Raw genomic sequence first — 13,347 nt, forward strand, 5'->3', positions numbered from 1 at the left:
GAGGAGCATCGCACCGTTCGCCGCCAGCGGCTGGCACCCGGGGCGTGGAAACCCTAGGGCCAGGCGATCGTCGCCGGACCGAGATCCACTATATCATCGAACGTACGTTAGTTAGCTGTGGGATACTGACTCTTCCATGACCGCCCCCTCTGCATTCACGACCCTCCTGTCACCGCTGCGACTCGGTGCCCACACCGTGCGCAACCGTACCCTGATGGGTTCGATGCACACCGGCCTCGACGGTCTGGAGCACGGCGTCGAGCGGCTCGCCGCTTTTTACGCCGAACGCGCACGCGGCGGCGCCGCATTGATTGTGACCGGCGGCTTCGCCATGAACGTGGAGGCCCTGCTCGACGACCACGGCCCCCAGCTCATCACACCGGAACAAGCCGATGCGCTGCGGCCCATCCCGCAGGCCGTCCATGCCGAAGGCGGGAAGATCCTGCTCCAGGTGCTGCACACCGGACGCTACGGCAAGACGGCACAACTCGTCGGCGCGTCGAACATTCCTTCGCCGATCAACCGCCGCGTGCCGCGCACCCTGAGCACCGCCGAGGTCTGGCAAACGATCGACGATTTCGTGAACTGTGCCGAACTGGCGATGCAAGCCGGCTTCGACGGCGTGGAGGTGATGGCCTCCGAGGGCTATTTCATCAACCAGTTCACCACCACGCGCTGCAACAACCGCACCGACGAGTTTGGCGGCAGCATGGCCAACCGCCACCGCCTGCCGGTGGAGATCGTGCGCCGCACCCGCCAGCGGCTGGGGCCCGGCGCCCTGATCATGTACCGCCTGTCGGCGCTCGACCTGGTGGAGGGCGGCGCACCGGCGCACGAGGTCATTGCGCTGGCGCAGGCCGTCGAGGCCGCCGGCGCCGACGCCATCAATACCGGGTTCGGCTGGCACGAGGCCAAAGTCCCGACCATCGCCTACCTGGTGCCGCGCGCCGCCTTTCGTTTCGCCGGGGCACGCATCAAGAGCGCCATCGGCATTCCGCTGATCATCTCCAACCGCATCAACACCCCGGACGTGGCCGAGGAGATCCTGGCCAGCGGCGACGCGGACATGGTGTCGATGGCCCGGCCCTTCCTGGCCGACTCCGACTTCGTGCGCAAGGCGGCGGCCGGCCGACCGGACACCATCAATACCTGCATCGCCTGTAACCAGGCTTGCCTGGACTTCATCTTCACCGGCCAACCAACGTCCTGCCTGGTCAACCCGCGCGCCGGGCGCGAGCTGGAATTCCTGCAGATGCCGGCGCCCAAGGGCAGGCTGCGCGTGGCGGTCGTCGGCGCCGGGGCGGCCGGGCTGGCCTGCGCGGTGACCGCGGCGGAGCGCGGCCACGAGGTGACGCTGTACGAGGCCGCGCCGTCCATCGGCGGCCAGCTCAATCTGGCGCGCGCGGTGCCTGGCAAAGAGGAATTCCACGAGCTGGTGCGCTACTTCGAAGTCCGCGTCGCGCAGGAGGGCGTGCAACTGCGCCTCGGCCAGCGGCCGGACGCGGCCGAACTGGCGTCGGCAAAATTCGACCATATCGTGGTGGCCACTGGCGTGCGTCCCCGGACCCCGCAGATCGAAGGCCTGGGCCATTCCAAGGTGGTGGGCTATGCCGACCTGCTCTCAGGGCGCAGGCAGGCGGGCCCTCGCGTGGCCATCATCGGCGCGGGCGGCATTGGCTTCGACGTGGCCGAGTACCTGCTTCACGAGCTGGCGCCCAATGGTGCCGACCACGGCGCCGCCGAGGGCGTCGGCGCGTTCTTCTCCGAGTGGGGCGTCGACACCGCGCCCGACGCGCCCGGCGGCCTGAAGCCGCCGCAGGCACCCCGGCCGCTGCGCAGCGTCACGCTGCTGCAGCGCAAACCGGAGAAGCCGGGCCGCACGCTCGGCCTGTCGACCGGCTGGGCGCTGCGCGCCCGGCTCGAACAGCGCGGGCTGCAGACCCTGTCGGGCTGCACTTATGAGCGCATCGACGACGCCGGGCTGCACCTGCGCGTCGGCACCGAAACCCGTGTGCTGGAAGTCGACACCGTCGTCATCTGCGCCGGGCAGGAGTCCGAGACCACGCTGGCCGACTCGTTGCGAAGCCGGGGGCTGGCACCCGAGGTCATCGGCGGCGCCGAGCTTGCCGCCGAACTGGATGCATTGCGTGCCATCGCCCGGGGCACACGCCTGGCCATGACCTTCTAGACCCAGAGACCCGCGACCCATGGACTTCAGCGACAACCGCGAACACGAAACCATCCGTGAGGCCATCGGCCGCATCTGCGCCAACTTCGGCGACGACTACTGGCTGCAGCGCGACCGCGATGGCGGGTTCCCCCACGAGCTGTACAACGCCCTCGCCGCCGGCGGCTGGCTGGGCATCTGCATGCCGACGGAATACGGCGGCAGCGGCATGGGCATCACCGAAGCGACGGTCATGATGACCGCCATCGCGCGCTCGGGCGCCGGGCTGTCGGGGGCTTCGGCTGTGCACATGAACATCTTCGGCCTGCAGCCGGTCGTCGTATTCGGCAGCGATGCCCAGAAGCGCCGCATGCTACCGCCGCTCATCGCCGGCAAGGAAAAGGCCTGCTTCGCCGTCACCGAACCCAACACCGGTCTGAACACCACCAAACTCAAGACCCGCGCCGAACGCCAAGGCGATCACTACGTCCTGTCGGGCCAGAAGGTCTGGATCTCGACTGCCCAGGTGGCCAGCAAGATGCTGATCCTGGCGCGCACCACCCCTGCCGAGGACTGCGCAAAACCGACACTCGGCCTGAGCCTGTTCTACACGGACCTCGACCGCCAGTTCGTCGAGGTGCGCGAGATCGACAAGATGGGTCGCAAGGCAGTCGACTCCAACCAGCTGTTCATCGACGGGCTGAAGGTGCCGCTGGAGGACCGCATCGGCGAGGAAGGGCGCGGCTTCGAGTACATCCTGCACGGCATGAACCCCGAGCGCATCCTGATCGCCGGCGAGGCCGTCGGCCTGGGCCAGGCGGCGCTGGAGCGGGCCGTCAAGTACGCCAACGAACGCATCGTCTTCGACCGCCCGATCGGCCAAAACCAGGCCATCCAGCACCCGCTGGCGCAGTCCTGGATGGAACTCGAGGCGGCCTGGCTGATGGCCATGCGCGGTGCCTGGAAATACGACCAGAAGCTGAACTGCGCCGCCGACGCCAATGCCGCGAAGTACATGGCGGCCGAGGCCGGCTTCAACGCCTGTCAACGCGCCATGGCCACGCTGGGCGGCTTCGGCTATGCCAAGGAGTACCAGGTCGAGCGCTACCTGCGCGAGATGCTGATCCCGCGCGTAGCCCCCATCAGCCCGCAACTGATCCTGTGTTTCATCGCCGAGAAGGTGCTGGGCCTGCCCAAGTCGTATTGACCCCGTATTGGCCCGCTCACTACCGAACAACGCTACGCCACCGCACGCCGCCCCATGTCCGCCGTCATCGCCGATACAGACCGCCTGCAGCAACTCGAGATGCTGCGTTCCAGTGCCTTCGCCTTCACCAGCAAGGAATCACCTGCATCGCGCGCGCGCGCTTTGCGCGCGAAGGCGCCGGGCTTCGACCTGCGCTTCTGGAATGCCATGGCAACGCAGGGCTGGACCGGGCTGCTGGCGCCCGAGTCCGCCGGCGGCTACGGACAGGGCTTCGCCGAGATGGCCGAGGTGGCAGCCGCTCTGGCAGCACACGCCGCACCCGAGCCCGTGACGCCGGTGCTGGTGTTCGCAGGCCGCCTGCTGCAAAGTTGCGCGGGCGGCGCGACGGCACACGCGCTACTCGCGGAGATGGCCGCTGGTCGAGCAATGCCCGCCGTGGCTTGGCAGGAGGACGCCTCCGGCGCCGCCAGCTTCGACGTTAGTGGCCGCCCTGCCGAACCGGCCACGGTCTGTGTTCGCGAGGGTGCAAAGCTCGTGCTGCGCGGGGGCAAGCGTCACGTGCGGCCGGGCGCGGCAGCCACCGGCTACATCGTCACCGCTTCATCGCCGGAGGGCATGGCGCTGGTCTGGCTGCCCGCGCAATGCCCGGGGCTGGTCAGCAACCTGGACCGGCTCGCCGATGGCACGTTCGCCGCGCGCCTGCAGTTCGACAACGTCGCCGTGCCAGAGGCCCACCTGCTGGCCATGGGCCCGGACGCCGCCGCCGCGCTCGCCGCGGCCTACGACGAGACGCTGGTGCTGACCGGCGCCGAACTGGTGTCGGTTGCCAGGCGGATGCTGTCGATGACGCTGGACTACCTGCGCACGCGCAAGCAGTTCGGCAAGCCGATCGGCAGCTTCCAGGCTTTGCAGCACCGCGCGGTGGACATGCTGATCCAGCAGGAGCTGAGTGGCGCCCTCGTGGCCCAGGCGCTGGCCGAACTCGACCGTGGCTGCACGGGCAGCGAGCGGGCCTTGCTCGGCGCCCGTGTCAAGTCGCGCTGCTCGGAGGCGGCGCTGACGATCGCCCGCGAGTCGGTCCAGTTGCACGGCGCCATCGGCGTCACGGACGACTGCGACCTGGGCCTGTACGTGCAGCGCACGCTGGTGCTGTCGGCCTGGCTGGGCAACGCTGGCGTCCAACGGCGCCGCTTCGCGGCCCTGAGCCGTCACGATGCACCTCAGTCGGGAGCCGCTGAATGAACACCACCGACTGGAACAGCCTGGATACCGAGGACTTCCGCGCCACGGTGCGCAGCTTCTTCGAGCGCAACTACCCCGAAGACCTGCGTTACCCCAAACGCCGCCTGCGCTGGGCCGAGATCCGCGACTGGACGCTCCAACTTTCGGCCCAGGGCTGGCTGGCGCCGAGCTGGCCGGCTCGCTACGGCGGCATGGGCCTGGCACCCGGAAAGCTGATCGCATTCATCGAGGAGCAGGAGCGGCACGGGATCGCCCGAGCGCCGGACATGGGCATTTCCATGGTCGGCCCTCTGCTCATCCAGCACGGCAGCGACGAACAACGCGCGCACTACCTGCCGCGCATCCTGGCGTGCGAGGACATCTGGTGCCAGGGCTATTCCGAGCCCAACTCGGGTTCCGATCTGGCAAGCCTCCGCACCGAGGCCGTGGAAGACGGCGACGACTTCATCGTCAGCGGCCAGAAGACCTGGACCACCCTGGCCCAGGACGCCACGCACATCTTCCTGCTCGTGCGCACTGACAAGGCGGCGAAGAAGCAGGAGGGCATCAGCTTCCTGCTGGCCGACATGAAGTCGCCGGGCATCACCGTGCGCCCGATCCGCAACATCGCCGGCAACGAGGACTTCTGCGAGGTCTTCCTCGACAACGTGCGCGTCCCGCGCAGCCAGCGCGTCGGCGAGCTGAACCGGGGCTGGACGATTGCCAAGGCGCTTCTCAGCTTCGAACGCATCTTCCTCGGCAGCCCCAAGCAGAGCCAGTACGCGCTGGCCCGGGTGCGCGAGGCGGCCGAACTGCTGGGATTGTTCGACGACCCCGTGTTCACGGATCGCTACACACAGCTGGCGCTGGACGTGGCCGATCTGGGCACGCTCTACACCCGTTTCGTCGACCAGGTCAAACGCGGCGAGACGCTGGGTCCCGACGTGTCGATGCTGAAAGTCTTCGCCACCGAGACCTATTCGCGTCTGGCCAACCTGCTGGTCGAGATTGCCGGTGCCAGCGGCGGCACGCCGGGCGACATCGAGATCGAGGGCGGCAGCATCGATGTACTGACCACCTTCTACAACGCCCGGCCGGCCACCATCTACGGCGGCAGCAACGAGATCCAGCGCAACATTCTGGCCACCAGCGTGCTGCAGCTGCCGGCCTGACAACGGGCGCATGCACTTCATTCAACGAGACAGGAGATTGGGACCATGAACAAAGGCACGATGCTGGAAGGCAAAGTGGCAGTGATCACCGGCTCGGGCCGCGGCATCGGCCGCGACATCGCGCTGCAGATGGCGGCCCAGGGCGCCAAGATCGTCATCAACGACATCGGCGCTTCGGTCAGCGGTGAAGGCAGCGACGCCAGCCCCGGACAGCAGGTGGTGGACGAGATCAAGGCCGGCGGCGGTGAGGCTGCGCTCTCGACCGACAGCGTGTCCGACTGGAAGGCGGCTAACCGCATCATCCAGTGCGCCGCGGACACCTTCGGCCGCATCGACATCGTCGTCAACAACGCCGGCATCCTGCGTGACAGGCTGTTCTTCAATATGTCGATCGAAGAGTGGCACGCCGTGATCGACGTCCACCTGCACGGCACGTTCTACGTCTCGCGCGCCGCGGCACCGCACTTCAAGACGCAACAGTCGGGCGCCTATGTGCACATGACATCCACCTCGGGCCTGATCGGCAATCTGGGCCAGGCCAACTACGGCGCGGCCAAGCTCGGCATCGTGGCCCTTTCGCGCTCGATCGCGGGCGACATGAAGCGCTACAACGTGCGCTCCAATTGCATTTCACCCTTCGCCTGGAGCCGCATGATCGGCTCGATTCCCACCGAAACGCCGGAACAGCAGGCGCGCGTCGAGAAGCTCAAGAAGCTCGACACGGCACAAATCGCCCCGGTAGCGGCCTTCCTCGCCAGTGATGCAGCCGCCGACGTGACGGCGCAGATCTTCGCGGTGCGCGGCAACGAGATCTTCCTGATGAGCCAGCCGCGCCCGGTGCGCGGCATGCACACCTCTGAAGGCTGGACGCCCGAGACCATTGCCGAGAGGGTGCTGCCGGCGATGAAGCCCAACTTCTTCCCGCTCGAGAGCTCGAACATCGTGTTCTCCTGGGACCCGGTCTGAAGGCGAACGTCATGGCGATCAACTATGACAAGCTGATGGCCTGGCCGTTCGAGGACGTGCGCCATCGCTACACCCGGCGCGACACGATGCTCTATGCGCTCGGGCTGGGGCTGGGCGCCGACCCCACCGACGAGGGCGAACTGCGCTATGTCTACGAGAAGGATCTGGTCGCGCTGCCGACGCTGCCGGTGGTACTCGGCTACCCCGGCATGTGGCTCAAGGACCCGGCCACCGGCGTTGACGCCGTGCGCCTGGTACATGGCGAGCAGAGCCTGACGATCCACCGCCACCCGGCGCCCGAGGGCGAGGTGATCGGCCGCACCCAGGTCATCGGCATCGTCGACAAGGGCACGGGCAAGGGCGCGCTCATCTACACCGAACGCCGCATCACCGACGCCGCCAGCGGCGAGCTGATCGCCACGCTCGGCTCCACCACGTTCTGCCGCGCCGACGGCGGCTTCGGCGGGCCGAGCGGACCGTCCAAGCCGGTGCACGAGATGCCGACCCGAGCGCCGGACCAGATCGTCGATCGCAAGACCCCGACCGGGCTAGCCCTGACCTATCGCCTGTCAGGCGACTACAACCCGCTCCACGCCGAACCCGCCCTGGCCCGCGCCGCGGGATTCGAGCGCCCCATCCTCCACGGCCTGGCCACTTACGGCATCGCCGCCTGGGCGCTCACCCAGGCGGCTGGCGCAGGTGATCCTGCGCGCATCGCATCGATCGCGACGCGCTTCTCGGCACCGGTCTATCCCGGCGAGACGATCCGCACCGAAGTCTGGCTCGACGGCGGCATCGTCGTGTCGTTCCGGGCGCGCGTCGTCGAGCGTGATGTCGTTGTGCTCAACAACGGCCGGGCCACACTGCGCTGAGCCACGGACGCATCTTCCATTTTTCCAACAGGACTCCACCATGAACTACTCCGACTTCCAGTTCCTTCAATTCGACCACAAGCCCAACGGCATCCTGCTGATCACGATCAACCGCCCCGAGGTGATGAACGCCACCAATGCGCGACTGCACTGGGAGCTGACCAAGGTGTGGGGCGTGGCCAACGACGACGCGAAGACCAAGGTGGTCGTCATCACCGGCGCCGGCGACAAGGCGTTCTCGGCCGGCGGCGATCTGAACTGGGTGAACGACATGGTCGGCAACCCCGCGACCATCGGCAACGTGATGAACGAGGCCTCCGACATCGTCTACAACGTGATGGCCTGCGAGAAACCGGTGATCTCGGCGATCAACGGCGTGGCGGTCGGCGCCGGCTTGGCCGTGGCGATGATGGCCGACATCAGCATCATGGCCGAGGAGGCCAAAATCACCGATGGCCACGTCAAGCTCGGCGTGGCCGCGGGTGACCACGCCGCGATCTGCTGGCCGCTGCTGTGCGGCATGGCCAAGGCCAAGTACTACCTGATGACGGCTGAATTCGTGTCCGGCAAGGAAGCCGAGCGCATCGGCCTGGTGAGCCTGTGCGTGCCGCGCGCGCAGCTGATGGACAAGGCGATGGAAGTCGCCAACAAGCTGGCCTCGGGCAGCCAGCAGGCGATCCGCTTCACGAAGCGCTCGCTCAACGGGTGGATGCACATGGCGCGCCCGATCTTCGAGAGCTCGCTGGCCATGGAAATGCTGTGCTTCTTCGGCGACGACGTGAAGGAAGGCGTGGCCGCGGTGCGCGAGAAGCGCGCCGCGAACTTCCCGTCGGCCAAGGTCTGAGCCCACCGCGGCACCGCAACACGTCACAGGAGTCACGCATGGATTTCGCGCTCACCCAGGAACAACGCATGGTCTACGAGTACGGCGACCGCGTGTCGCAACGCTTCGACCACAAGTACTGGAAGGCCTACGCGGAGAAGAGCGAACCGCCGGCCGAGCTGTACAAGCAGATCACCGACGACGGTTTCCTCGGCATCATGGTGCCCGAGGCCTACGGCGGTGCCGGCCAAGGCATGACCGAGATGCTGCTGTTCATGGAGGGGCTCGCCAACAACGGCATCCCGCTGCTGAACCTGGTTGTGGGCCCCACCATGACCATGGGCCTGCTGGCCAAGCACGCCAGCGAGACCATGAAGCGCCGCCTGCTGCCGGGCGGATGCTCCGGCGACATCAAGTTCTGTTTCGCCATCACCGAGCCCAACGCCGGCTCGAACTCGATGGAGATCACCACGATCGCGAAGCCGGACGGCAAGGGCGGCTTCCGTATGACCGGGCAGAAAGTCTTCATCACGGACGCCAACCGCGCCGACTACGCGATGGTCATCACACGCACCACGCCGCGCTCGGACGTGAAGAAAAAGACCGACGGCTTCACGATCTTCATGGTCGACATGAAGAAGAAGGGCATCAGCATGACGCTGATCCCGGTCGCCTTTCCGGTACCCGAGACGCAGTGGCAGGTGTTCTTCGACGACGTGCCGCTGACGGAGGACGACGTGCTGGGTGAGGTGGACAAGGGCTTCGGCATCCTGTTCGACACGCTCAACCCGGAACGCATCATCCTCTCAGGGATGTGCACCGGCATCGGCCGCTTCGCGCTGAAGAAGGCGGTGGCTTATGCCAACGACCGCAAGGTATTCAACAAGACGCCGATTGGCGCCTACCAGGGCGTGCAGCATCCGCTGGCGATGGCACGCAGCGAGATCGAGATGGCCTCGTTGATGGCACTGAAGGCTGCCTGGGCGTTCGACCAGGGCCAGCCGGCGGGCGAGTTCGCCAACATCGCCAAGTACGCCGGTGCAGAGGCCGGAATTCATGCCGTCGATGCCGCCATCCAGACGCACGGCGGCAACGGCTTCACCAAGGAGTACGGGATCTACGACCTGTACGGCCTGGTGCGTCTGTTGCGCACCGCTCCGTTGAACCGCGAGATGGTGCTGAACTACATCGCCGAGCATGTGATGGGTCTGCCGCGGTCGTACTGAGAGCATCGATGACCCACACGCTGAAACTCGCGTTCGCCGTGTTGCTGATCGCGCTGGGGCCGCAGGCGGCCCGTGCCGAACCAGTTGCCGACTTCCCGAGCAGACCCATCCGCTTCATCGCACCTATTCCGGCTGGCGGCAGCACCGACGTGCTGACCCGCGACATCGCCCGCCGTCTGCAGGAGCGCTGGGGACAGCCGACGCTGGTCGAGAACAAGCCCGGGGGCGCCGGCAGCATGGGCGCTGCAATGGTGGCGCGGGCGCCGGCCGACGGCTACACGCTGCTGCTGGTGAACGTGGGCCATGCCATCAACGGCCACGTCTACAGCAAGCTGGCCTATGACCCGGTGAAGGACTTCACGCCGGTAGTCCACGCCACCACCATCGCGATGGGCCTGTTCGTGAACCCGTCGGTGCCGGCGAAGAGCTTGGCCGAGTTCATGGCGCTGGCGCGCGCCAAGCCCGGCGGCTTCAGTTTCGCTACGTCCGGCAACGGCGGTGCCGGCCACCTGGGCGGTGAATCGTTCAAGGCCGCCACCGGCATCGACATGGTGCACGTGCCCTACCGCGGCAGCGCGCCGGCGATCGCCGATGTCGTGGCCGGCCAGGTGCAGGTGTCGTTCGCCGACGTTCCGCTGGCGGCACCGCATGTCAAGTCCGGGGCCCTCAGACCGCTTGCCCTGGCCGCGCCACGGCGTTCCCCCACCTTGCCCGACGTGCCGACGTTCGCAGAGTCGGGGGTGGCCAACCAGGAGTTGTCGGTCTGGGTCGGCTTTCTCGCCCCTGCGGGAACGCCCAGGGAAATCGTCGACAAGCTGAACCGGGAGATCGTTGCCATCATCCGCGAGCCGGCCATGACGGCGCGGCTGATCGGGCTCGGCTTCGAGGTCGTCGCCAGCAGCCCCGATGCCTTCGCGCAAACCATCCAGACCGACTACGAGCGTTTCGGCGTCATTGTCCGCAGCGCCAGGATCAAGGCTGAGTGATTCGATCACGAACTGCGCCATGATCGCCCGCACTGGCCGTCGCCTTCCGTGGCGCCCAGACCACGGCGGCGGCAACCGATATCGAAAGGCCGGACATGTCGAATTCCCCCACCCCATCGGTCAGCGGCCCGACCATCGCCGCCAGGCTGGCGACATTCGTCGCCGATCTGACACCTCAGCAGGTTCCGGCGGCGGTGCTCGAACGGGCTCGCCACCTGCTCCTCGACGCGGTAGGCATCGCCCACGCCTCGACCCACTATGACTTCGCACATCGCTCGCTGTCGGCGATGACCGAACTCTCGGCCGGCGCCGGCAAGACGCCGGTGATCGGGTTGGCGACGAAACTCTCGATGCGCGATGCGATGCTGATGAACGGCATCCTGATCCATGGCCTGGACTACGATGACACGCATGCGGCCGGCGTGATCCACGCCACCGCGAGCACCTTCCCGTGCGCGCTGGGCTGCACCGCGCAGGCCGGGCTCGACGGCGAGGCCATGCTCACCGCCTACGTCGCCGGCATGGAGGTTGGCACGCGGTTGGCGTCGGTTGCGAAAGGCGGCTTCCACCAAGTGGGTTTTCACCCCACCGGCCTGATCGGCGCCTTTGCCTGCACGCTGGTCGCCGGGCGTCTGTTCGGCCTGAATCCTGCGCAGCTGGCAATGGCCCAGGGCATCACGCTGTCGGTGGCCTCGGGCAGCCTGGAGTTCCTGCAGGACGGTGCCTGGACCAAGCGCATGCATCCAGGCTGGGCGGCCGTGGCCGGCCTGACCGCGGCGACCATGGCGCGGCATGGCTTCAAGGGCCCCGACCGCCCCTATGAAGGCCGCTTCGGCGTCTTCAACAGCTACCTCGGCCCGCTCGCCAAGGACTGCGACCTGAGCCTGGCGACCGCCGACCTGGGCGAGGTCTGGGAACTTGCCAAGGTCACGGTCAAACCGCTGCCGGCCTGCCACTTCACGCACGCCTGCGCCGACGCGGCGGCGATCCTGCGCGAGCGCCACGGACTGCGCGTGGCCGACATCGCGGCTGTGCGCGCGCTGGTGCCCGCGGAAGTCGTGAAGACCGTGTGCGAGCCGGTCGCGACCAAGAAGCGCCCGCAGAACAGCTACGACGCGCAGTTCAGCATCCCCTATGCCGTGGCCACCGCGTTGGCCAAGGGCCGCTTCGGCCTGACCGAACTTGACGACGCCGCGCTGCGTGATGAGCAGGTGCTGGCGCTGGCCGCCAAGGTCGAGTACGAGATCGACCCCGATTCGCCGTTCCCGACCTACTACTCCGGCGAAGTGGTCGTGACGCTGAACGATGGGCGCGAACTGCGACACCGCGAGCACATCAACCGCGGTGCTGCCGACCGGCCGATCAGCAACGCCGACGTCGAGCGCAAGTTCATGGACAACATGGCGCTCGTCGCCTCCGCGGGCCGTGCGGCACGCGTTCGCGACCTGGTGCTGGCGATCGACCGCGACTGCGCGGCGATCGACATCCAGCGCGCTCTGGCCGCGCGCGGCTGACACCCTCCATCGGATTCGCCATGGCCACCGACCACGACCACGACCACGACCACGACCACGATACCCAGATCCTCGACGCCATCGACCGGTTCCTGAAGACCGAGGTGCGGCCGCACGTCAAACGCCTGGAGCAGGCCGACGAGTACCCGGCCGAGATCGTCGAGCAGATGAAGAAGATGGGCCTGTTCGGCTGCATCATCCCGGCCGAGTACGGCGGCCTGGGCCTGTCGACCGCGACCTACGCCGCGGTGGTGGCTCGCATCGCGTCGGTGTGGATGTCGATCTCGGGCATCATCAACTCGCACCTCATCATGGCCGCGACGGTGCTGCGCAGCGGCACCGAAGCACAAAAGCGCGATCTGCTGCCGCGCTTCGCCAGCGGTGAACTGCGCGGCGGTATCGGCCTGACCGAGGCCGATGCCGGCACCGACCTTCAGGCCATCCGCACGCGCGCCGTGCGCGAAGGCGACCACTACGTCATCAACGGCAGCAAGACCTGGATCACCAACAGCCTGCACGGCGGCTGCCTGGCCTTGCTCGTCAAGACCGACCCTCAGGCCGAGCCGCGGCACAAAGGCATGAGCCTGTTCATCACCGAGAAGGGCCCAGGTTTCGTCGTCACGCGCAAGCTGAAGAAGCTCGGCTATCGCGGCATCGACACCTGCGAGCTGCAGTTCGACAACTACCGCGTGCCGGCTGACCGGCTGATCGGCGGCGTCGAAGGGCGGGGCCTGCAGCAGGTGCTGTCGGGGCTGGAACTCGGCCGCATCAACGTGGCGGCCCGCGGCCTGGGCGTGGCCACGGCGTCGCTGCGCGATGCAGTGGCCTATTCGCAACAGCGCAAGACGTTCGGCAAGCCGATCTGCGAACACCAGGCCATTCAGCTCAAGCTCGGCGAGATGGGCACCAGGGTCGAAGCCGCGCGGCTGCTGGTCGAGGCCGCGGCGCGTGCCTACGACCGCGGCGAGCGCTGCGACATGGAAGCTGGCATGGCCAAGTACTTCGCGACCGAGGCGGCGATGGACAACGCGCTTGAATGCATGCGCATCCACGGTGCCTACGGCTACTCGCCCGAGTTCGACGTCGAGCGCTACTACCGCGACGCGCCGCTGCTGCTGATCGGCGAAGGCACCAACGAGATGCAGCGCCTCATCATCGCTCGGCAGCTGATACAACGGTATCCGGCATGAGCC

At 67.3% G+C, this 13,347-nt stretch carries 11 protein-coding genes; all 11 read left to right on the plus strand.

Annotated elements, in window-relative coordinates; translation table 11 throughout:
* Positions 1-136 precede the first annotated feature (136 nt).
* The 11 genes from FN976_RS09810 to FN976_RS09860 all read left to right on the plus strand — a co-directional run bounded on the left by FN976_RS09810 (position 137) and on the right by FN976_RS09860 (position 13,344).
* Entirely contained in the window at positions 137-2,188 is a 2,052-nt protein-coding gene (locus FN976_RS09810) for an FAD-dependent oxidoreductase (RefSeq protein WP_145892841.1), read from the plus strand.
* A gap of 19 nt (positions 2,189-2,207) precedes the next feature.
* Positions 2,208-3,374, plus strand: coding sequence for an acyl-CoA dehydrogenase family protein (locus tag FN976_RS09815; RefSeq protein ID WP_145892842.1), 1,167 nt, complete (start codon positions 2,208-2,210; stop codon positions 3,372-3,374).
* A gap of 54 nt (positions 3,375-3,428) precedes the next feature.
* On the plus strand, positions 3,429-4,616 hold the full coding sequence (locus FN976_RS09820) for an acyl-CoA dehydrogenase family protein (RefSeq protein WP_145892843.1): 1,188 nt from the start codon (positions 3,429-3,431) through the stop codon (positions 4,614-4,616).
* The gene (locus FN976_RS09825) at positions 4,613-5,767 is read left to right on the plus strand and encodes an acyl-CoA dehydrogenase family protein (RefSeq protein ID WP_145892844.1); all 1,155 of its coding nucleotides are present in this window, start codon (positions 4,613-4,615) and stop codon (positions 5,765-5,767) included. Before FN976_RS09820 ends, FN976_RS09825 begins: the two co-directional genes overlap by 4 nt.
* Positions 5,768-5,812: 45 nt before the next feature.
* Positions 5,813-6,733 (plus strand): SDR family oxidoreductase, encoded by a 921-nt coding sequence (locus FN976_RS09830; protein WP_145892845.1) that lies wholly within the window; start codon positions 5,813-5,815, stop codon positions 6,731-6,733.
* An 11-nt stretch (positions 6,734-6,744) separates the two neighbouring features.
* Positions 6,745-7,605 (plus strand): MaoC/PaaZ C-terminal domain-containing protein, encoded by an 861-nt coding sequence (locus FN976_RS09835; protein ID WP_145892846.1) that lies wholly within the window; start codon positions 6,745-6,747, stop codon positions 7,603-7,605.
* Positions 7,606-7,645: 40 nt separating this feature from the next.
* Positions 7,646-8,449 carry an enoyl-CoA hydratase/isomerase family protein gene (locus FN976_RS09840; RefSeq protein WP_145892847.1) on the plus strand — a complete coding sequence of 268 codons (804 nt, stop codon included), beginning with the start codon at positions 7,646-7,648 and terminating at the stop codon, positions 8,447-8,449.
* Between the two features lie 38 nt (positions 8,450-8,487).
* On the plus strand, positions 8,488-9,654 hold the full coding sequence (locus tag FN976_RS09845) for an acyl-CoA dehydrogenase family protein (protein ID WP_145892848.1): 1,167 nt from the start codon (positions 8,488-8,490) through the stop codon (positions 9,652-9,654).
* Between the two features lie 8 nt (positions 9,655-9,662).
* Positions 9,663-10,640 carry a Bug family tripartite tricarboxylate transporter substrate binding protein gene (locus FN976_RS09850; protein WP_145892849.1) on the plus strand — a complete coding sequence of 326 codons (978 nt, stop codon included), beginning with the start codon at positions 9,663-9,665 and terminating at the stop codon, positions 10,638-10,640.
* Positions 10,641-10,735: 95 nt separating this feature from the next.
* Entirely contained in the window at positions 10,736-12,154 is a 1,419-nt protein-coding gene (locus FN976_RS09855) for an MmgE/PrpD family protein (RefSeq protein ID WP_145892850.1), read from the plus strand.
* Between the two features lie 20 nt (positions 12,155-12,174).
* Positions 12,175-13,344 (plus strand): acyl-CoA dehydrogenase family protein, encoded by a 1,170-nt coding sequence (locus tag FN976_RS09860; RefSeq protein WP_145892851.1) that lies wholly within the window; start codon positions 12,175-12,177, stop codon positions 13,342-13,344.
* Positions 13,345-13,347: the final 3 nt, after the last annotated feature.

Source organism: Caenimonas sedimenti, assembly GCF_007833165.1.
GTDB classification, from domain to species: domain Bacteria; phylum Pseudomonadota; class Gammaproteobacteria; order Burkholderiales; family Burkholderiaceae_C; genus Ramlibacter; species Ramlibacter sedimenti.